This is a genomic window from Microbacterium sp. zg-Y818, from assembly GCF_030246905.1.
Lineage (GTDB): Bacteria > Actinomycetota > Actinomycetes > Actinomycetales > Microbacteriaceae > Microbacterium.
This window is the reverse complement of record NZ_CP126741.1, coordinates 2,727,346-2,745,177: the sequence shown is the minus strand read 5'-3', so window position 1 is coordinate 2,745,177 and position 17,832 is coordinate 2,727,346. Positions and strand designations below refer to the sequence as shown.

The following is a 17,832-nucleotide window of genomic DNA, read 5'->3' as shown; positions in this document are numbered from 1 at the left end:
GACATCGGTGCGGCATCCTCGAAGGGGAGCGATCACATGACATCGAAGTTCCGCGCCGGACGTCCCGTCGCCGTCACAGCACTGGCGGCTCTGTCCGCCGTCGCACTCGCCGCCTGCAGCAGCGGCGGCGCCGGCACCGGCACGACGGCGGGCTCGTCCGACGACGTGGTGGAGCTCAGCTACATCCATCGCCTCCCCGACGGTGAGGGCATGACCGCCGTCGCCGACATCGTCGAGCGCTGGAACGCCGAGAACCCCGGCATCCAGGTCAGCGCCACCAAGTTCGACGGTGCTGCCAGCGACCTGATCCTGAAGCTCGAGACCGACGTCAAGGCGGGCAACGGCCCCTGCCTGGCACAGGTCGGGTACTCCGAGGTGCCGCAGCTGTTCGTCAAGGGCCTGCTCGAAGACGTCGCAGAGCACGCGGGGGACTACAAGGACGACTTCGGCGCCGGTGCGTACGCGATGATGACCGTCGGCGACGCGGTCGTGGGTCTGCCGCAGGACACCGGCCCCCTCGTGTACTACTACAACCAGGCAGAGCTCGAGAACCTCGGCCTCACGGTCCCGACCACGATCGAGGAGCTCTCGGCCAGCGCTGCCGTCGCCGCCGACGTGGGCAAGTACCTCGCCGCCTTCACGCCCGACGAGGGTCTCAACTGGCTGTCGGCCCAGTCCGCCGCGGCCGGTGACGCCTGGTTCGACACCTCGGGCGACGCGTGGAGCGTCGACGTCGAGGGCGCCGGAAGCCAGAAGGTCGCGGCCTTCTGGCAGGGACTGATCGACGGGCAGGACGCCCTGGTCACCGAGCGCTGGGGCGAAGGCTTCACGCAGGCCGTCAACAACAGCACCCTGATCGGCCACATCGGCGCGGCGTGGGAGGCGGGCTTCATGCTCGACTCGCTCGACGGCACGCCGGCCGAGGGTCAGTGGCGCGTCGCCCAGCTGCCCGACTTCGGAGCAGGCGAGCTCTCGGGCCCCGACGGTGGCTCCGGCGTCGCCGTGCTCTCGGGCTGCGAGCACCCGGCCGAGGCCATGGCCTTCAACGGCTGGTTCAACACGCAGATCGACGACCTCGCGTCGCAGGGCCTCGTCGTCGCCGCCAACGGCACCCCGGAGACCAGCGAGAAGATGCTGCGTCAGTTCGGCGGCCAGGACGTGCTGGCCGAGCTCGCCACGGCATCCGCTCGCATGAACCCCGAGTTCGTCTACGCCCCCGGATTCGCCTCGCTCACCACCATGAACGAGACCGCCTCGGCCGTCGCGTCGGGCGGAGCCACCGTCGCGGACATCTTCACGACCGGCCAGACCGACGCGGTCGCGGCGCTGAAGGACCTGGGTCTGCCTGTCGCGGACTGACGCACCTCGCTGACAACCGCTGAGCCGGCGGAGCGCATGGACGCCCCGTGCACTCCGCCGGCTCCTGCACTGGAAAGACGATGAGATGACACTGACCACCCCGCCCACCGTGGCCGCAGCGGCAGCGAAGGTCCGCGCGACCCCGCCGACGCGAAAGGAGCGGGGCCGACGCGGCGGCAGCCGGCGCGAGGCCGTGACCGGGTGGCTGTTCCTCGCCCCCTTCGCGATCCTCTTCGTCGTCGTCTTCGTCGTGCCGATCGTCGTGTCGATCCGCGCATCGATGTTCTCCGAAGTCCCGTCGGGCGAGGGCCTGTACGGCGGCGGGGAGCTCGTAGAGACCTTCGTGGGCTTCGACAACTTCGCCATAGCCATCGCCAACCAGACGTTCTGGGCCGGCATGGGCCGCGTCGTGCTCTACGGCCTCGTCCAGATCCCGGTGATGACGATCGCCGCTCTGGGGCTCGCACTGCTCCTGGACTCGTTCATCGTCCGCCGCCCCGGCTTCTTCCGCCTCGCCTTCTTCCTCCCCTACGCCATCCCGGGTGTGATCGCCGCGATGATGTGGCTGTATCTCTACACGCCCGAGGTGTCGCCGTTCATGCCGTACCTCCCCGAGGGGACGGACTTCATGGCGCCGGAGACGATCCTGTTCTCGATGGGGAACATGACGACCTGGACCTACACCGGCTACAACATGCTCATCTTCCTCGCCGCACTGCAGGCCGCGCCGCGGGAGCTCTACGAGGCGGCGCGCATCGACGGCGCGAGCAGCTGGCAGATCGCGGTCAAGATCAAGGTGCCCCTGGTGCGCGGAGCCGCGCTGCTGGCGGTGCTGCTGTCGATCATCGGCACCATCCAGCTCTTCAACGAGCCCACCGTGATGGAGAGCCAGAACCCGTGGATGGGCAAGGGCTACACGCCGATGATGCTCACCTACAACTCGCTGCTCGGGGCGGCCTCGCCCTCGGGCACGGGGATCGCATCGGCCTACTCGCTGCTCATGGCCGTCATCGCCGGCGTGCTGGCCATCGTCTACGCGCTGCTGCAGCGCCGTAAGGGAGGAAACTCATGACCACCGCGATCCGCACCGGCAGACGGCGCGCCCGCGAGGTCGAGGTCGACCTTCCCCCCAAGAACGCGCTGCCCACGCTGCGCGGCAAGATCGCCGGCATCACCGTCCTGGTCGTCGCCGCGATCTACTTCCTCGGCCCGGTGTACTGGCTGCTCATCGCCGCCACGAAGAACAACCGCGACCTGACGTCGACCTTCGGATTCTGGTTCGCCGAATGGAACCTCGGCGCCAACTACGACAGCCTCATGTCCTGGACCCAGGGCATGTTCTGGCGGTGGGTCGGCAACTCGATCTTCTACTCGGTGACGGCAGGCGTCATCGGAACGCTCTTCGCGGTGATGGCGGGCTATGCCATCGCCAAGTTCTCCTTCCCGGGCAAGAAGATCGCGGTGGGTGCCATCATGGCGGGCCTGCTCATGCCGGTCGCGCTGCTGACGGTGCCGCTGTATCTGGAGTTCCACGCGCTGGGCCTGGTCGACACGGTGTGGGCGATCATCATCCCGTCCGCGGTGTCGCCCTTCGGCGTGTTCCTGGGCATGGTGTACGCCCAGTCGGTGCCGACGGAGCTGCTCGAGGCGGCGCGCATCGATGGAGCGGGGGAGATCCGCATCTTCTTCACCATCGTGATGCGCCTGCTCGCGCCTGCCATGGTGACCATCTTCCTGTTCGTGTTCGTCGCCACGTGGAACAACTTCCTGCTGCCCCTCCTGATGGTCTCGTCGCAGGAGCTCAAGCCGGTAACGCTGGGGCTGTTCGGCATGATGAGCTACTTCTCCCCGGACAAGGGCGCGGTCATGCTCGGCGCCCTGCTGGGTGTGGTGCCGCTGATCGTGCTGTTCTTCACGCTGCAGCGCTACCTGCGCTCGGGCCTGGCGGCCGGGGCCGTCAAGGGCTGATCACCGCACGAGAAAGGACCCCCGGCGCTGCGGCGCCGGGGGTCCTTTGCGGTGGGGCGGGGGTCAGGAGCCGATGAACTCCTCGGCCTCGCCCAGCGACGGCACGTCGCGGATCTCGAGGATCGTGGGCAGCTGCTCCAGGTCCACGACCCGCACCTCGTTGCGTCCGGACCGCCAGAGCGGCGCGGGGGCGTAGAAGGTCTCCTGCGGGCCGACGCTCCAGTAGCGGCCGATGAGGAAGCCGTTGACCCAGATGAGTCCCTTGCTGCCGCCGGGCACTGCGAGCCAGGCATCCGCCGGCGTCTCCACGTCCACGGATGCCACGGCGAAGCCGTCGGCGGGTGCGTCGCCGCCCCGACCCGTGAGCGAGCCGTCCAGCGGCACGACGCGGTGCGTCCAGCCGTGCACGTAACGGCGGCCGAGCAGCACGCCGCCGACGATGCCCTTGTGCTCGCCGATGTGCGGCCCGTAGTTGATGCGGCCGAGGCTCTCCACCACGAGGGTCAGCTCGTGGTCGCCGGCGCGGCCCTCGATGACGACGCTCGTGGTGCCGTCGCGCTCGAGCGTGGCGATGCGCTCGCCGTCCAGCAGCACCGCTGCGCGGTCGTGCAGGCCCCTGATCGACAGCGTCGTCTCGGCGCCGATGTGCACCCGGGTCTGGTAGGCGACGATGCCGTCCGCCACGCCCAGCTCCTCGAAGGTGGCCGGGTTGGACCGCACCTCGCCGGCGGGGAGGGAGCTCAGCGCGTCGGCGAGGCCGCCTTCGCCGGTGAAGGCCACCGTCTGGCGCGGCAGGAACACCGGCTCGGCGGGGACCTCGGGAAGCGGGCCGTCATGGAAGGGGGCGAAAGAAGCCCGGAGGGCGGCGAACTTGTCACCCAGCCGGCCGTCCTCGGCGATGGGGGCGTCGGAGTCGTAGCTCGTGATCGTCGGCTGCAGCGCGCCGTCCCAGTTCGCCCCGGCCCACAGGCCGAAGTTGGTGCCGCCGTGCGCCATGTACAGGCTCACCGAGCCGCCGGCATCCAGCAGGGCGTCGACGGTGCCGATCATGCTCGCCGCGCTGCGCACGTGGTGACGCTCGCCCCAATGGTCGAACCAGCCGCCCCACAGCTCGCTGCACAGCAGCGGTGTGGCGGCGGGGAGGAGGCTCTGGGCGGTGTCGACGCCGGTTCCGAAGGTGAAGCTCGGCATGGCGCCGTCCACGGAGCCGTGATGCTGCATGTCGGGCGTGATTCCGTCGGCGGTGGTGAGCAGCTCGACGATCCCGTGCGCCCGCAGCAGATCCCGCTGGTGCTCGAGGTACGCGCTGTCGGAGCCGAACGAGCCGTACTCGTTCTCAACCTGCACCGCGACGATGGGTCCGCCGTACGCCGCCTGCAGCGGGGCGAGGCGGGGGAGGAGATGGGAGTACCACTCCTCGACGGCCCGCAGGTATCCAGGGTCGCTGCTGCGGACGTGACGGATGCGTCCGGTGAGCCACGCGGGCAGGCCGCCGTTGGACCACTCGGCGCAGATGTACGGGCTCGGCCGCAGGTAGACGTCCAGGCCCACCTCCGCCGCGATGCGCAGATACCGTTCGATGTCGCGCCATCCGTCGAAGCGGGGCGAGCCCTCGATCTCCTCGTGGAAGTTCCACGGGATGTAGGTGTCGACGGTGTTCGCGCCCATCGCCGCGAGCCGTCGCAGGCGGTCCTCCCACTGCTGCGGGTGCACGCGGAAGTAATGCACGGCCCCGGCGAGCATGCGGTGCGGCCGGCCGTTGCGCAGCAGGGTGCTGTCCGAGTATGTGAGCGCCGCCACTGAGGTCTGCGACCTCGTCGTTGTCATCGGATCCATCCGCAGGCTTCCTCTCGGATTTCGGGGCCCGTCGATCCGAGCTGCCGTGATGTTTGCGTTCACATCACCTAACATCCTGCCCTATTTCGCGTCACGTTGGCTCGTTATCCTCGCTGCTCACTACGATGAGTGGATGCCGCGCCGATCCTCCGGGGACAGAGCCCCCAGTCAGGTCGACGTGGCGCGCGTCGCCGGGGTGTCCACGCAGACCGTGTCTCGGGTGATCGGCGGCCAGTCCAACGTCCGCCCCGAGACGGCGCAGCGCGTCATGGCCGCGGTCGACGCGACCGGATACCGGCTGCACGCCGCCGCGGCATCCCTCGCCTCCGGCCGTACGCGCATGCTCGGCGTCATCACCGTCTCCACCGCGCGCTACTCCACGAGCGCCATCCTGCTCGGCGTCGAGGCGGTCGCCGCCGAACAGGGCTACGCCGTGACCAGCGCGAGCGTGCCGCATCATTCCCGCCCCGGAGCCTTCGTCGAAGCCTTCGACCGGCTGGAGCGTCAGGGTGCCGAAGGCATCGTGCTGCTGGCTCCCGTCGGCTTCCTCGCCGACGCCCTCGGCAATCGCACCACCCGCACCCCCACCGTCGGGCATCGCCAGGACGAGGGCCTGGGCGACGACGCACTCATCGACCAGCGGGCGATCGCGCGCGCGGCCACGGAGCACCTGCTGGACCTGGGTCACGCGACGGTGTGGCACGTCTCCGGTGATGAGTTCTGGCAGGAGTCGGTGGCCCGCCGCGAGGAATGGGAGCAGGTGCTGCGCGAACGCGGAATCGCTGCGCCCCCGGTGATCCCCGGGGATTGGTCGCCCGAGTCGGGCTACCGCGCCGGTCGCACGATCGCCGCGATCCCCGACGTCACCGCGGTCTTCGTCTCTAGCGACGAGATGGCCTTCGGTCTCATGCGCGCCCTGCACGAGGCCGGCCGTGCGGTTCCCGGTGACGTCTCGGTGACCAGCGTGGACGACATCGCACTGGCCGCCTACGCGACCCCCGCCCTCACGACCGTCCGCCAGCCGTTCGAGCGGGTCGGGCGCACCGCCGCCGCCCGCGTGATCGCGCTCATCGAAGGCGGCGAGCCGCCGACCGTCGCCCGGCTCGAGCCCGAGCTCATCGTGCGGTCCTCCACCGCCGCGCCCGTCGCCGCCGGCTGACGTCTGACCCTTCGCGTCACCGGAGAGCGCACGTTCCGTGATGGCGCTTGCGCGCACTAGACTGACGAAAAGCCCGCACGAACAATCAGAATCGATCAAAGACTGATCAGTGTTCGCGGGGAGGAAGAGGCGCAGCATGATCACCACGTCCACCCACATGGAGAACGAGCTGCGCTCGCAGCCCGAGACCTGGGCGCGCGCTGCCGAACTGGCGCGCACCACCGATGTGCTTCCGCAGCGAGGAGCGCGTGTGGCAGTCGTCGGCTGCGGCACGTCCTGGTTCATCGCCCAGGCCTACGCCACGTTGCGCGAGCGCAGCGGCGCGGGGGTCACCGACGCGTTCGCGGCATCCGAGATGCCCGACCGCGACTACGACGCCATCGTCGCACTGACGCGCTCGGGGACCACGACCGAGGTGCTGCAGCTGGCCGAGCGGGTGAAGGGGCGCACCCCCGTCATCGGCGTCGTCGGCGATGAGACGTCTCCCCTGATCGGCCTGCTGGATGCCGCCGTCACGCTGCCCTTCGCCGACGAGGTCTCGGTCGTGCAGACGCGTTTCGCGACGACGGCCCTCGCCCTGTTCCGTGCCTCGCTCGGCGAAGACCTGGCGCCGGCGATCGCCGATGCCGAGCGGGCCATCGCGGAGGAGCTCGACCCCGACCTCGTCGCCGCCGAGCAGTACACCTTCGTTGCCGGCGGATGGGCCATCGGGCTCGCGCACGAGGCGGCGTTGAAGATGCGCGAGGCGTCGCAGTCGTGGACCGAGTCCTACCCGGCCATGGAATACCGCCACGGCCCGATCTCCATCGCGGCGCCGGGACGGGTCACGTGGGCTTTCGGCGACATGCCCGCCGGCCTCGCCGACGACGTCGCCCGCACCGGCGCTCGCTTCGAGCAGAGCGGGGTGGACCCCATGGCCGACCTCGTCCGTGCCCAGCGCGTCGCGCTCGCCCGTGCCCTGTCCCGCGGACTGAACCCCGACGAGCCGCGGAACCTGACGCGGTCGGTCATCCTCGACGCATGAACGAGGGCGTGCTCGGCGACGGCGCCGTCGTCCTGGCTTTCGATGTGGGGGGCACGACGACCAAGTCGGCCCTGGTGGACGCGGCGGGCCGCGTGCGCGATCTCCGCCGTACCCCGACTCCGCGCTCGGCTGCAGACCCGGCCGGCGCCATCGCCGCCCACCTCGCGACGCTGGCCGAGGCGCACCGCGGCGTCCATCCCGAGCTGGTCCCGCAGGCCGCGGGACTGAGCGTCCCCGGCCTCGTGGACGAGCAGACGGGAGTCGGCATCTTCTCGGGCAACCTCGGCTGGCGGGAGGCACCGTTGCGGGCGCTTGCAGAACAGGCCCTGTCGCTCCCCGTGGCCTTCGGGCACGATGTGCGCGCCGCCGGCGTCGCCGAGCAGATCTGGGGCGCCGCCCGTGGTCACCGCGACGCCGCCGTCATCGTCATCGGCACGGGCATCGCCTCGGCGCTCATCGTCGACGGCGCCCCCATCGTCGGCGGCGGCTACGCCGGCGAGATCGGCCACGTCGTCACTGACCCCGCGGGGGAGCGCTGCCCGTGCGGCGCGGTCGGCTGCCTCGAGACCGTGGCGTCGGCCGGCGCCATCGCCCGTCGATTCGGGCGGCTCGCCGGGCGGCCCGTGCAGGGCGCCCGGGACGTGCTCGCGGCGCTGCACGCCGGCGATGAGAACGCCCGTGCTGTCTGGACCGACGCGGTCGACGCGCTCGCGCGGGAGATCGCACGGCTGGTGACGCTGCTTGCTCCGGGCGTCGTCGTGGTGGGCGGCGGTCTGGCCGAGGCCGGCGACGACCTGTTCGCCCCGCTGCAGGCGCGACTGGACGAGCTGCTGACCTTCCAGCGTCGTCCGCTGCTCGTGCGCGCGACGCTCGGCGAGGATGCCGGCCTGATCGGCACCGCGCACCGTGCGCGGCAGCACGTGTCGGCGCCCGCGCCATGATCCTCACGGTCACCCCCAACCCGGCGCTGGACTGCACATGGCGGGTCCAACGACTCGTTCCCGGCGACTCCCATCGCGTACCGACGGGAGCGCAGCGCGCCGGCGGCAAGGGCATCAACGTCGCCCGTGTCCTCACCGGCGCCGGTCTCGACGCGTTCGCGCTGACCACGGCGGGCGGCCACAGCGGTGAGATCCTCGCCGCGGACCTGCGCGCCGCCGGCATCCCGCATCGGCTGATCCCCGTCGCCGCCGCCACGCGCCGCAGCATCGCGGCGGTGGACGACGCGACCGGGGAGACGACCCTGCTCAACGAGGTGGGAGCGGCGCTGGCCGCCGACGAGTCTGCCGCGCTGTTCGCCGGCGCCCGCACCCTCGCGACGCGCGCCGATGTCACGGTGATCTCCGGCAGCCTGCCGCCCGGGATCGACGCGGGCAACGTCCGCGCGCTCGTGGCGGACATCGCGGCATCCAGAGGGACGACCATCGCCGACGTCACGGGCCCGGCGCTGCTGGCGGCGGCAGAGGCGGGGGCGCACGTGGTCAAGCCGAACGCGGCGGAGCTGCGCGAGACGACCGGATCGACAGGAGTGGTGGCGGGCGCCCGGATGCTGCGGGACCGTGGCGCCGGGCTCGTCGTCGTGTCGCTCGGCGCCGACGGCATGCTGCTCGTCGGCGGCGCCGACCCGCAGGCGGTGCTGCGCGCCCGGCTGCCGCGCCGACTGCGCGGCAACGCCACGGGCGCCGGCGATGCCGCCGTCGCCGCGATCGCCGCCGTGCTCGCCGGGCGCGGCACCCGCCCAACCGACTTCTCTCACGCCGAGCTCGTCGAACTCGCGCGTGCGGCCGTCGCCTGGTCTGCTTCGGCGGTGCTCATGCCGCTGGCCGGCGAGCTCTCGCCCGAGCGCGATCAGCTGGCGACCGACGTGATCTTCGACACAGACATCAGGGACCTGACATGACGCTGACCTCCACCCGCACGATCCTCGACGAGGCGCGCGCCGCCGGCACCGGCAGCGGTGCCTTCAACGTCATCCACCTCGAGACGGCGGAGGCGCTGGTGCGCGCCGCAGAGGAGTCCGGCCTGCCTGTCATCTTGCAGCTGTCCGAGAACTGCCTGCGCTATCACGGCGCACTCGAACCCCTCGCGGCGGCCACGCTCGCCCTTGCCGCGGCGTCGAGCGCCCGCGTCGCGGTGCACCTGGACCATGCGGAGGATGCCGACCTGGCGCTGCGCGCCATCGGCCTCGGCTTCACCTCGGTGATGTACGACGGTGCGAAGCTCGAGTTCTCCGCCAACGTGGCGACCACACGACGGGTCGTCGCCGCCGGGGACGCCGCCGGGGTGCTGGTCGAGGCCGAGCTCGGCGAGATCGGCGGAAAGGACGGTGCGCACGCCCCCGGTGTGCGTACGGATCCCGCCGAGGCGGCGGCCTTCGTCGCCGAGACGGGGGTGGGGGCGCTGGCGGTGGCGGTGGGCTCTTCGCACGCGATGGCCGAGCGCACCGCCGTGCTGGACATCGACCTCATCTCGCGGCTGCGCGACGCCGTGCCGGTGCCGCTCGTGCTGCACGGATCGTCCGGCGTCCCCGACGACACGATCCTTGCGGGCATCGAAGCCGGGCTCACGAAGATCAACGTGTCCACGCACCTCAATGCGTTCTTCACCCGCGCCGTGCGCGCGCACCTCGACGAGTACCCCAGCGTCGTAGACTCGCGCCGGTACATCGATGCTGGGAGGTCCGCCGTGGTGGTCGAGGCGACACGCCTGCTGGAGCTGTTCGCCGCGCCACGGAGGGTCGGGTGAACAGAGCCGAGCGGCTGAGCGCGATCCTCGACCTGCTCGCGGAATCCGGGCGGCTTCAGGTCGAGGACATCGTCGAGCGGCTGGGCGTCTCTCCGGCCACCGCCCGCCGGGATCTCGACGCGCTCGCTGAGCAGCAGCTGCTCGGCCGCACGCGCGGCGGCGCCGTGTCGCACTCGGTCGCCTACGACCTGCCGGTGCGCTACAAGAACCAGCAGCGGCGCGACGCCAAGCGTGCCATCGCGCGCGCGGCCAGTGCGCTCGTTCCCCGTGGCGCGATCGTGGGGCTTTCCGGCGGCACGACCGCCACAGCGATCGCGGACGAGTTGATGTCCCGCGGCGATGTCATGGCGCATGCCGACGATCCCGGTCTCACCGTCGTCACCAACGCCGTCAACATCGCCATGCAGCTCGCGCTGCGCCCGCAGATCAAGACGGTCGTGGTCGGCGGCGTGCTGCACCCCCGGTCGTACGAGCTGGTCGGGCCCCACGCCGAAGAGACCCTCGCGCGGATCAATCTCGACCTCGCGTTCATCGGTGCGAACGCGCTGCATCCCGATCATGGAGCAACCACCCATGATGAGCGCGAGGCCGCCGTCAACGCGGCGATGGCCCGTCGCGCCGAGCGGGCCGTGCTGGTGGTGGACTCCGCCAAGCTCGACAAGCGCGTGTTCGCGGTGGTGGGGCCGGAGCGGCTCTTCGACACGGTCATCACCGACGGCGACGCGAGCGCGGAGCAGCGAGCCCGGCTCGCGGACCGGGGCTACGACGTCATCGTCGCCGCCGACTGATACTCACTCGGCGCGGGTCAGGCGGCGACAGGCTGTCGCAACGCCACCACGGCGGCCTCGGGCGCGGGTTCTTCCTCCCAGGACAGCGAGACGCCGGCCGAGGAGTTCGCTCTGTTGGCGAGGTCGCGCAGCAGCTCGGGGTCGAGCGTCTCGGGTTCCGGGTCCTCGAATACGAAGCGCAGCGGGATGGAGGGCTGCATCCACAGGGTTGTCCTGCCGCCGGCGGCGCTCTCGGGATGCCGCCAGGAGAGGGTGAAGCTCTCGTTGCGGCGCAGCTTTGTCGCGATGACCACCTTGACGTGAGCCAGCAGACGGTCAGGGATTTCGGTGGGCGTGGTGTCCGCACCGTAGTAAAGAAGTCCCACTTCTGCTCCTTCGCTCATTGGCCGCGCGGGGTGTGCGCGGCGCACTTTCGTGTCATACATCTATAGCGAAGTGAGACAGGTGATGTCAATTACAGTAGATATGTAATACAGATGGTGTGTAATCGACTGAGCCGCACACTCGCGGGGTTACACTGGAGGAGAGACGACATGTCCGTGATCATCGACGCAGCACCCTCGACGCAGGCGCGCGCCGCCTGGTTCCAGGTCGAGCCGGGGTTCTGGGTCGCGAACACGGATGGTCGTTACCTGGGTGCCGTCGAGCGGCTGCACTCGGGTGAATTCAGTGCCCGTGACGATACGGGGGCCGAGGTGGGACGGTTCGCCACCCTCCGCGACGCCCGTGATGCGGTCACCTCCGAAGCCTGGTAATCCGACCCCGGGAGATGACATGCCCCAGACCGTCGTGCGGCACGAGAACGAGCACCTCTACGCCGAACCGCCGGCGACGCCTGCAGGGAGCGTCCTGAGCAACGCCATCCTGCGGCTGCGGCGTGGCGAACGTGCGCAGGCGGAGCGCGCGCACCAGCGCTCGGGCCTGGGAGGCGTCGATCTCACCGCGCTGCGGTACCTCGTACAGGCGTACCGCGACGGGCGGGACATCAGCCCGAAGAGTCTGCTGGCCATGCTGCGGACTTCCAGCGCGACGATCACCAACGTCGTCGACCGACTGGTCGCCCGGGGCCTCGTCCAGCGCGTGCAGCATCCGCGTGACCGGCGCGCGCACTACCTGGTCCCCACGGATGAGGCGGTCCGTCTCGTCGACGCGGCGTACGCCGCGCATCACACCGCGGTCGTCGAGGTCATCGACTCGCTGACCGATGAGCAGGCTGAGATCGCCGCTCTTGTCATCGGCCGCCTGGCCGATCGTCTCGACGAACTCGACCGCTCCGAGATCCTGGCGGCCGTCGACGCGGCGCGCTGAGGTCAGCGCAGCCCTAGTGGCACGCCCGTCACAGACTCCAGCCCGGTGACCGTCACCCAGCCGTCTGCGAGGTGCGCGGCATCCGTGCCGGGTTCCGGCGCATGGGGGAGGTCCTCGACCGCGAGGCGGATGTGATGCTCTTCGCGCTCGCTCAGCGTCGTCTGCACGATGCCGAAGGGAGCGAGGGAGGATTCCCGGATGCCGCGATTCGACGCGCTGTTCGGGGCGTTGACGTTCAGCACAGTGCCGGGCGGTCGCTCGAGCAGGTCGGGAAGCAGGCTCAGCGCGGCCTCGGCGGCGACGTCCCAGTGGAACTCCACCGGGCGCATGCCGACGTCGAGTGAGACAGCGACGGCCCAGGCGCGGTTCAGCCCGCCGGTGAGAGCCGCTCCCACCGTGCCCGAGTGAATGACCGCCCGGCCGACGTTCGCACCGTGGTTCACGCCCGAGAGCACGACCTCTGGCGGCTCTCCGAAGGCGCCGTGCGCGGCGATCAGCGCGATGAGCCCGGGGCCGCCGTGCACGGCGAACGCGGGAAGGTCCTCCAGTCCCGCCAGCGTGCGCCGCTCGACCGCGATGCGCCCGTCGCGGTCTTCGGCCATGATCGACGCACTGGCGCCGCTGGATTGCCGGGCCGGCGCGGCGACCGTGACCTCCAGGCCGGCAGCGCGGGCACTGCGTGCCAGCGCGTGCAGGCCGGGAGCGTCGATGCCGTCGTCGTTGGTGATGAGCGCCCGGGTCATCTTCCATCCTCGGGCTCCGCCAGGGCTGCGAGACCATCCGGGCTCACCCGGCCCATGACGGGCTGCTCGGGGAGGGCCTCTTCGCTCCCGCTGGCATCCCGCACGACCACCGTCTCGAGCAGGGCCGCGATCGCGGCCGGGTCGCCGGTGCCGAGCCCATGCCGCGTGACGTTGAGCGCTCCGGCTGCCGCGCCCAGCCGCACCGCTTCGCGTGGGGGCTCGCCGCCGGCCATACCCGCAGCCAGCCCTGCCGTCAGGGAATCGCCCGCGCCGCGGTCGTCGGCCACCTGCAGCCGCGGCGTGCTCACCTCGAGAAAGCCTCGTTCGTCCAAGAGCAGCAAGGGCTCCTCGGCGCGGGAGACGACGACGGTGCGCGCTCCGCGCTCGCGCAGGAGGCGCATGGCCCTTCTGACAGCGCCTACAGACCTGTCCGAGATCAACCGGTCGGCCAGCAGTTCCTCGTCGCTCACCTTCAGCACGTCGACTCCGCCGGCGAGGGCGGCCGCGAGGCGTGGTCCGGCCAGGTCGACCACGACCGCGGCCCCGCTTTCGCGCAGGTCCGCAGCGAGCCGGCGGTAGGTGTCGGCGGGGAGGATGTCGTCGCGACCCGGTCCGCTGAGGATCACCAGGCGCGACTCGAGGCCCTCCGCCAGCGTGGCGCCGTACAGCTCGTCGAGCTCGTGGCGGCCGAGGGGGTCACCGCCTTCGTCGGCGATCACGACGCGCTGTCCGCCGCGGCGGTCGTGCACATAGGCCGAACCGCGCCCGTCGCGGCGCACCGGAACGACGACGATTCCCTCGTCCTCGAGCAGCCGCCGCAGCACGCGGCCGGTCTCACCCGTGAGGGTGCAGCACATGGAGACGGTGCGGCCGAGCCGCAGCAGCATCCGCGCCTGCCAGACGCCCTGGCCGCCGGCGTGGACGTGGATCTCGTCCCCCGACGGGTGGTCCTCCACCGTGACGGTGAGGATGGGGGAGGGGGAGAAGATCGTGACGTCGCTCATGTCGGCGACGTTACGACCCCGTGCGCTCGGGCGCACCCCCTCCGTCGGCGGTGTCGCCTCAGGCGGCCGGTCCGAGTCCCCGACGGGCGGTCGTCGCCATGGGGCAGTCGAACGGGTCGCGCGCTGCGAGGCCCACTCGGTTGAGGTAGTCGATGACGATGGCGTAGGACTTGATCAGGCTGGTCTCGGTGTAGGGCACGTTGAGGTCTTCACAGGCCTTCATGACGATCGGACGCGCCTTGGCGAGGTGCGGCCGCGGCATGTTCGGGAACAGGTGGTGCTCGATCTGATAGTTGAGGCCACCCATGAGCCACGTCGCCCACCAGCCGCCGCGGATGTTGCGCGAGGTGCGCACCTGCTTGCTGAAGAAGTCCAGCTTCGCGTCCTTGGCGATGACGGGCATGCCCTTGTGGTTCGGCGCGAACGAGGCGCCCATGTAGACGCCGAAGACAGCGACCTGCACGAAGAAGAAGGCGATCGCCATGCCGAGCGGCAGGAAGACGAAGATCGGCGTGAAGACCACGGCGTGCCGCACCAGCAGCAGTGCGATCTCGCGGAACCGACCCTTGATCGGCTCCCGGTTGAACAGCAGGTGGCGGAACGCCAGAGCGTAGAGGTTCAGGCCTTCGAACGTCAGCAGCGGGAAGAACAGCCAGCCCTGACGCTTGGTGATGAGGCGGCGCACGCCCCGCGCCGACGCGGCGTCTTCGTCGAGGAACGAGATCGTGTCGATCTCGATGTCGGGGTCCTTGCCCACGCGGTTCGGGTTGGCGTGGTGGCGGGTGTGCTTGGTTGCCCACCACGAGACGCTCATGCCGACGACGGCCGGGCCGAGAAAGCGTGCGAGGCGGTCATTGGCAGGTCCGGAAGCGAAGATCTGGCGATGCGCCGCTTCGTGGGAGAGGAAGGCCACCTGGGTGAAGAGGATGCCGGATGCCGCGGCGACCAGCAGCTGCCACCAGCTGTCACCCAGTGCGAAGAAAGCGACGATGCAGCCCGCGAAGCCGGCCAGGATGGCCAGGCCGACCAGCGCGTAGAAGCCGCGGGTGCGCTGCAACAGGCCCTTTTCCTTCACGGCCTGCGAGACCTCGGTGTACGCCCGCGTGATGGGCGGGAACTCCTTGGTGCCTGCGTAGGTCTGTCGGATGGGCCCCATGGTGGAGGCGGGGGCGGTGGCGGTGGTCGTGGCGGAGATGGGAGCACCTGCTTCCTCGGAGGTCTCGCGGACCTGGCGTGGGCTGACGGCGTGTGCCACCTGCTGGGCTTCACACTACGCGGTGGTCCATGCGGCTGGCGGAATGTGATAAGGGCAGTGGAATGCACGAAGGCCGGCACGCCATGGGCGTACCGGCCTTCGAGAGAAACTCAGAGTGCGCGGATGTTCGCAGCCTGCATGCCCTTGGGGCCCTGCTCGGCGTCGTATTCGACCTTCTGCGTCTCGCGGAGCTCCTTGAAGCCGTTGCCGGCGATCGCGCTGTAGTGCGCGAACAGGTCGGCAGAGCCGTCATCGGGTGCGATGAAGCCGTAGCCCTTCTCGGAGTTGAACCATTTCACGGTGCCAGTGGCCATCGTGTCTTTCCTTCTACTTTTCGGGCCGCTAGTGCGACCGATGGTGCCGTGCCGACGTATGCGACGCGGACGTGTGAGCCGCGGGTGTCCCGCGGAGATCGTGGGGGACGGGCTCTCTCGCCACTCTACGACGGCGCGCTGCGCGCTGTCGATGGTGGCGTGAAAACCGAGGTCCTGGCCGAGGGGGCCGTGAGCGGTGAAGCCGGATGCCACACGCGCGGCGAAACCGGCGTACTCGCCGCCGGAAGTGGCGACGTGCACATCGCGATCGGCTTGGCGCCAATCGAGCGGGTGCTGCGCGACAGTGTCGCAGCAAATGACAGATGACAAAAATAAAACTTTCATGTGTGGTGCCTGGCGTCTTCATGACGCGGACTTGGCACGCGGTTCCCGAACGGGGTTGATCTACCTTAGCACGGCTTCGAGGGTGCCTCGCGCCACGGGCGTCAGCGGGAGTCGATCTCCTCGTCGAGGTCCGGCCCACCGGGGCGCACTGCGGCGTCGTCGCGGATGTCGATGCGGGTGACCCCGTCTCGTCGAGTCACGTCGATGCGCGGATCGGCATCGGACTCGACGGAGTCGGGTGCGGCGAGCAGCTGATCGCGGCGCTTCTGTTCATCGGTCATGTCATCGGCGGTCATACCGCTCACCGTAAGCATCTTCGACGAGCGGCGCTCAGGGCTTTACATCGCGCAGCGGCTGCAGTATCCGCCCGAGGTGCGCGTGCGTCAGCCGGCCGATTCGGTGGGGATCAGCGAGCCGGGAGCGGGTTCCGGAACGATCCTCAGCCCATTGGCGCTGCTGGCCTCCTGCATGAGCGCTTCGACCCATTCGCGGTTGACCGCGGGCTGACGGCTGCCGTGGAAGTGGAAGACGATCGGAACGGCCGGGTGCATCCAGACGCTGCAGGTCACGTGCGGCTCGGTGTGGTGGAACATGAACGGCTCTCCGCGGCGGAGCTTGTTCATGACCACGACCCGCAGGTGGGCCAGCGTCCGGTCCTCGATGTCGAAGGACCGGTTGCCGCTGCCGTAGACGAGTTTTCCCACACGACAACCGTAGACGGGTCGTTACCCGCGCACCAATCGCGGGCCGCATGCGGCACGTGCTCAGTGGGCGGCGAAGGGGGAACGATGCGCGATGGGGATCGGCTTGGTGCGCCGCGACTCTGCGGCCGGCGCCAGCGACTCCAGCGCGGTGCGGATCACCTCGTCGAGGGTCGGATGCCGGCTGGCCGCAGCGCCCACGGCGACCCAGATCGCCTCGTAGTCGCCTTCGTATGTGTACTCGACGTAGGCCAGCAGAGCGAGGCCGGCATCCTCTTGGGCGCGGTCGCACAGTCGCCAGGCGCCGCGGCCCATCGGCTCCACCCGGATGCGCCCGGTAGCCGTCATGCGTTCCATGGCGTCACTCGAAACGGGCGGCGGGACGCACGCGGTCCCGCGGGGACGGATGCTGCTGGCGACGGTGAGATGGGAATGGGGAATCCATGGTCATGCCTCCACCCCCGAGGGTGCGCGGCGGGTCTCGGGATGGGGAGGGGATTGACAGGATGCCGGTGGTCGGTTAGCCCTCGACGCGGATTACCGGCGGTCGTCAGTGGTCTGTCCGTAGACGTTCTGGTACCGGTCGTAGAGCCGGTCGATCGCATCCTGCGCAATCGGGATGAGCTCCCCACCCTGCCGGGCCAGATGCACGGTGCGGGCGACGTCCTCCACCATCACCGCCGCCTTGACGGCATCCTTCGCACTGGAACCGATCGTGAACGGACCGTGGTTCTGCATCAGCACCGCCCGCGACCGATGCCCGGTGAGCGTGTCGACGATCCCACGGCCGATCGAATCGTCACCGATGATCGCGAACGGCCCCACCGGCACCTCGCCACCGAACTCATCCGCCATCGCCGTGATCACACACGGGATCGCCTCGCCACGCGCCGCCCACGCCGTCGCATACGGCGAATGCGTGTGCACCACCCCGCCCACCTGCGGCATGTTCCGGTACACATACGCATGCGCCGCGGTGTCACTCGACGGGGAACGCTCACTGCCCGGCGTTCCCGGGACGACGTTGCCGTCCAGGTCGCACAGGATCATGTTCTCCGGCGCCAGGGCGTCATACGACACCCCCGACGGCTTGATCACGAACAAGTCAGCACCCGGCACCCGCCCCGACACGTTGCCGCCGGTCCACACGACCAGGCCATAGCGCACCAGCTCGGCGTGCAGCGCCGCGACCTCGGCGCGCACACGCGCCACGGCGACCTCGATCTCGGGGGACGGAGCAAGCGGCGCAGAAGCAGGGGTTGAAGCGGTCACGGGGCGATGTT

The 17,832-nt window shown here is 70.1% G+C and carries 22 protein-coding genes; 12 read left to right on the top strand and 10 right to left on the bottom strand.

Going from position 1 to position 17,832, the window contains the following annotated elements; genetic code table 11:
* Positions 1–36 precede the first annotated feature (36 nt).
* The 3 genes from QNO21_RS13025 (at position 37) to QNO21_RS13015 (ending at position 3,327) form a co-directional block, all read left to right on the top strand.
* A complete protein-coding gene (locus QNO21_RS13025) occupies positions 37–1,359 on the top strand; it encodes an ABC transporter substrate-binding protein (RefSeq protein WP_285178396.1) in 1,323 nt (440 codons plus the stop codon).
* Positions 1,360–1,444: 85 nt separating this feature from the next.
* Entirely contained in the window at positions 1,445–2,431 is a 987-nt protein-coding gene (locus tag QNO21_RS13020; protein ID WP_257518250.1) for a carbohydrate ABC transporter permease, read from the top strand.
* Complete coding sequence (locus QNO21_RS13015; protein ID WP_257514446.1) at positions 2,428–3,327, top strand: carbohydrate ABC transporter permease; 900 nt, start codon at positions 2,428–2,430, stop codon at positions 3,325–3,327. The genes QNO21_RS13020 and QNO21_RS13015 overlap by 4 nt, the downstream gene beginning before the upstream one ends.
* A 63-nt stretch (positions 3,328–3,390) precedes the next feature.
* Here QNO21_RS13015 and QNO21_RS13010 read toward each other — a convergent pair whose 3' ends face one another.
* Positions 3,391–5,127: a glycoside hydrolase family 35 protein gene (locus QNO21_RS13010; protein WP_285178395.1), complete on the bottom strand. Its 1,737-nt coding sequence runs from the start codon at positions 5,125–5,127 to the stop codon at positions 3,391–3,393.
* Positions 5,128–5,296: 169 nt separating this feature from the next.
* On the opposite strand from QNO21_RS13010, the gene QNO21_RS13005 reads away from it, so the two are divergent.
* The 6 genes from QNO21_RS13005 to QNO21_RS12980 all read left to right on the top strand — a co-directional run bounded on the left by QNO21_RS13005 (position 5,297) and on the right by QNO21_RS12980 (position 10,879).
* Complete coding sequence (locus tag QNO21_RS13005) at positions 5,297–6,322, top strand: LacI family DNA-binding transcriptional regulator (RefSeq protein ID WP_257518248.1); 1,026 nt, start codon at positions 5,297–5,299, stop codon at positions 6,320–6,322.
* Between the two features lie 136 nt (positions 6,323–6,458).
* On the top strand, positions 6,459–7,346 hold the full coding sequence (locus tag QNO21_RS13000) for an SIS domain-containing protein (protein WP_257518247.1): 888 nt from the start codon (positions 6,459–6,461) through the stop codon (positions 7,344–7,346).
* The gene (locus QNO21_RS12995; protein ID WP_257518246.1) at positions 7,343–8,287 is read left to right on the top strand and encodes an ROK family protein; all 945 of its coding nucleotides are present in this window, start codon (positions 7,343–7,345) and stop codon (positions 8,285–8,287) included. Before QNO21_RS13000 ends, QNO21_RS12995 begins: the two co-directional genes overlap by 4 nt.
* Positions 8,284–9,246 (top strand): 1-phosphofructokinase family hexose kinase, encoded by a 963-nt coding sequence (locus QNO21_RS12990; RefSeq protein ID WP_257518245.1) that lies wholly within the window; start codon positions 8,284–8,286, stop codon positions 9,244–9,246. The genes QNO21_RS12995 and QNO21_RS12990 overlap by 4 nt, the downstream gene beginning before the upstream one ends.
* Positions 9,243–10,091 carry a class II fructose-bisphosphate aldolase gene (locus QNO21_RS12985; RefSeq protein WP_257514452.1) on the top strand — a complete coding sequence of 283 codons (849 nt, stop codon included), beginning with the start codon at positions 9,243–9,245 and terminating at the stop codon, positions 10,089–10,091. The genes QNO21_RS12990 and QNO21_RS12985 overlap by 4 nt, the downstream gene beginning before the upstream one ends.
* Positions 10,088–10,879, top strand: a complete 792-nt coding sequence (locus QNO21_RS12980; protein WP_257518244.1) for a DeoR/GlpR family DNA-binding transcription regulator — start codon at positions 10,088–10,090, stop codon at positions 10,877–10,879. The genes QNO21_RS12985 and QNO21_RS12980 overlap by 4 nt, the downstream gene beginning before the upstream one ends.
* A 17-nt stretch (positions 10,880–10,896) precedes the next feature.
* Here the strand turns inward: QNO21_RS12980 and QNO21_RS12975 are convergent, their stop codons facing one another.
* The gene (locus QNO21_RS12975; protein ID WP_257518243.1) at positions 10,897–11,244 is read right to left on the bottom strand and encodes a DUF7882 family protein; all 348 of its coding nucleotides are present in this window, start codon (positions 11,242–11,244) and stop codon (positions 10,897–10,899) included.
* A 168-nt stretch (positions 11,245–11,412) separates the two neighbouring features.
* Here QNO21_RS12975 and QNO21_RS12970 point away from each other — a divergent pair, with 168 nt between their 5' ends.
* The gene (locus QNO21_RS12970) at positions 11,413–11,634 is read left to right on the top strand and encodes a hypothetical protein (protein ID WP_257518242.1); all 222 of its coding nucleotides are present in this window, start codon (positions 11,413–11,415) and stop codon (positions 11,632–11,634) included.
* Between the two features lie 19 nt (positions 11,635–11,653).
* A complete protein-coding gene (locus QNO21_RS12965; RefSeq protein ID WP_257518241.1) occupies positions 11,654–12,187 on the top strand; it encodes a MarR family winged helix-turn-helix transcriptional regulator in 534 nt (177 codons plus the stop codon).
* Positions 12,188–12,189: 2 nt separating this feature from the next.
* Here the strand turns inward: QNO21_RS12965 and surE are convergent, their stop codons facing one another.
* The 4 genes from surE to QNO21_RS12945 all read right to left on the bottom strand — a co-directional run bounded on the left by surE (position 12,190) and on the right by QNO21_RS12945 (position 15,503).
* Positions 12,190–12,930 (bottom strand): 5'/3'-nucleotidase SurE, encoded by a 741-nt coding sequence (gene surE, locus QNO21_RS12960; protein WP_257518240.1) that lies wholly within the window; start codon positions 12,928–12,930, stop codon positions 12,190–12,192.
* A complete protein-coding gene (locus QNO21_RS12955; RefSeq protein WP_257518239.1) occupies positions 12,927–13,934 on the bottom strand; it encodes a 1-phosphofructokinase family hexose kinase in 1,008 nt (335 codons plus the stop codon). The genes surE and QNO21_RS12955 overlap by 4 nt, the downstream gene beginning before the upstream one ends.
* A gap of 58 nt (positions 13,935–13,992) precedes the next feature.
* Complete coding sequence (locus QNO21_RS12950) at positions 13,993–15,090, bottom strand: fatty acid desaturase family protein (RefSeq protein WP_257518397.1); 1,098 nt, start codon at positions 15,088–15,090, stop codon at positions 13,993–13,995.
* 209 nt (positions 15,091–15,299) lie between these two features.
* Positions 15,300–15,503 carry a cold-shock protein gene (locus QNO21_RS12945; protein WP_191718937.1) on the bottom strand — a complete coding sequence of 68 codons (204 nt, stop codon included), beginning with the start codon at positions 15,501–15,503 and terminating at the stop codon, positions 15,300–15,302.
* Between the two features lie 159 nt (positions 15,504–15,662).
* On the opposite strand from QNO21_RS12945, the gene QNO21_RS12940 reads away from it, so the two are divergent.
* Positions 15,663–15,830 carry a hypothetical protein gene (locus QNO21_RS12940; RefSeq protein ID WP_257516773.1) on the top strand — a complete coding sequence of 56 codons (168 nt, stop codon included), beginning with the start codon at positions 15,663–15,665 and terminating at the stop codon, positions 15,828–15,830.
* A gap of 119 nt (positions 15,831–15,949) precedes the next feature.
* Here QNO21_RS12940 and QNO21_RS12935 read toward each other — a convergent pair whose 3' ends face one another.
* The 4 genes from QNO21_RS12935 to QNO21_RS12920 all read right to left on the bottom strand — a co-directional run bounded on the left by QNO21_RS12935 (position 15,950) and on the right by QNO21_RS12920 (position 17,821).
* A complete protein-coding gene (locus tag QNO21_RS12935; RefSeq protein WP_257518238.1) occupies positions 15,950–16,144 on the bottom strand; it encodes a hypothetical protein in 195 nt (64 codons plus the stop codon).
* 87 nt (positions 16,145–16,231) lie between these two features.
* Positions 16,232–16,552: a DUF7882 family protein gene (locus QNO21_RS12930; protein WP_257516771.1), complete on the bottom strand. Its 321-nt coding sequence runs from the start codon at positions 16,550–16,552 to the stop codon at positions 16,232–16,234.
* A 60-nt stretch (positions 16,553–16,612) separates the two neighbouring features.
* On the bottom strand, positions 16,613–16,906 hold the full coding sequence (locus tag QNO21_RS12925) for a hypothetical protein (protein WP_257516770.1): 294 nt from the start codon (positions 16,904–16,906) through the stop codon (positions 16,613–16,615).
* 180 nt (positions 16,907–17,086) lie between these two features.
* Positions 17,087–17,821 (bottom strand): L-ribulose-5-phosphate 4-epimerase, encoded by a 735-nt coding sequence (locus QNO21_RS12920; RefSeq protein ID WP_374211397.1) that lies wholly within the window; start codon positions 17,819–17,821, stop codon positions 17,087–17,089.
* Positions 17,822–17,832 lie beyond the last annotated feature (11 nt).

Bases quoted from the DNA above. Each gene is read 5' to 3' on its own strand.
- QNO21_RS13025 (WP_285178396.1), top strand. From the start codon at position 37: ATGACATCGAAGTTCCGCGCCGGACGTCCCGTCGCCGTCACAGCACTG.
- QNO21_RS13020 (WP_257518250.1), top strand. From the start codon at position 1,445: ATGACACTGACCACCCCGCCCACCGTGGCCGCAGCGGCAGCGAAGGTC.
- QNO21_RS13015 (WP_257514446.1), top strand. From the start codon at position 2,428: ATGACCACCGCGATCCGCACCGGCAGACGGCGCGCCCGCGAGGTCGAG.
- QNO21_RS13005 (WP_257518248.1), top strand. From the start codon at position 5,297: ATGCCGCGCCGATCCTCCGGGGACAGAGCCCCCAGTCAGGTCGACGTG.
- QNO21_RS13000 (WP_257518247.1), top strand. From the start codon at position 6,459: ATGATCACCACGTCCACCCACATGGAGAACGAGCTGCGCTCGCAGCCC.
- QNO21_RS12995 (WP_257518246.1), top strand. From the start codon at position 7,343: ATGAACGAGGGCGTGCTCGGCGACGGCGCCGTCGTCCTGGCTTTCGAT.
- QNO21_RS12990 (WP_257518245.1), top strand. From the start codon at position 8,284: ATGATCCTCACGGTCACCCCCAACCCGGCGCTGGACTGCACATGGCGG.
- QNO21_RS12985 (WP_257514452.1), top strand. From the start codon at position 9,243: ATGACGCTGACCTCCACCCGCACGATCCTCGACGAGGCGCGCGCCGCC.
- QNO21_RS12970 (WP_257518242.1), top strand. From the start codon at position 11,413: ATGTCCGTGATCATCGACGCAGCACCCTCGACGCAGGCGCGCGCCGCC.
- QNO21_RS12965 (WP_257518241.1), top strand. From the start codon at position 11,654: ATGCCCCAGACCGTCGTGCGGCACGAGAACGAGCACCTCTACGCCGAA.
- surE (WP_257518240.1), bottom strand. From the start codon at position 12,930: ATGACCCGGGCGCTCATCACCAACGACGACGGCATCGACGCTCCCGGC.
- QNO21_RS12955 (WP_257518239.1), bottom strand. From the start codon at position 13,934: ATGAGCGACGTCACGATCTTCTCCCCCTCCCCCATCCTCACCGTCACG.
- QNO21_RS12950 (WP_257518397.1), bottom strand. From the start codon at position 15,090: ATGGGGCCCATCCGACAGACCTACGCAGGCACCAAGGAGTTCCCGCCC.
- QNO21_RS12945 (WP_191718937.1), bottom strand. From the start codon at position 15,503: ATGGCCACTGGCACCGTGAAATGGTTCAACTCCGAGAAGGGCTACGGC.
- QNO21_RS12935 (WP_257518238.1), bottom strand. From the start codon at position 16,144: ATGACCGCCGATGACATGACCGATGAACAGAAGCGCCGCGATCAGCTG.
- QNO21_RS12925 (WP_257516770.1), bottom strand. From the start codon at position 16,906: ATGGAACGCATGACGGCTACCGGGCGCATCCGGGTGGAGCCGATGGGC.